The organism is Paenibacillus forsythiae T98 (genome assembly GCF_000520735.1).
GTDB lineage: Bacteria > Bacillota > Bacilli > Paenibacillales > Paenibacillaceae > Paenibacillus_AQ > Paenibacillus_AQ forsythiae.
On the sequence record NZ_ASSC01000377.1, the window covers coordinates 1 to 316 of the forward strand.

Sequence of the window (316 nt, forward strand, 5' to 3'; positions counted from 1 at the left end):
AGCAGCGGCAATGCTCCCCTCCCGAAGCCTATTCCAGATTCCATCATGCTTCCCATCACTCAAATAGATGGAGCTGCGCGCCCGCGAGGTCCATTCAAGGGCCTCACGGCTCACCGGGAACAGAGCGCTGCCCACGCTTTCCAGAAAGACGGACATGCCGTAGGGGCTGCCCGCATCCATCCCCAGCACATAGGTGCCGGGCTTCTTGAGACTCTGCTCCAGCAGCCGGGTCCACCCGCCAAGAGATCCCGGCAGCGCCTCGGCCCCAAGCTCCTTCAACACCTGGGGCGAATAGACAAAGACATACGGGTCGATA

General features: G+C 61.4%; 1 pseudogene. It reads right to left on the reverse strand.

What is annotated here, in order from left to right:
* Window positions 1–316, reverse strand: a pseudogene (locus L692_RS32690) (hypothetical protein); the annotation flags it as partial.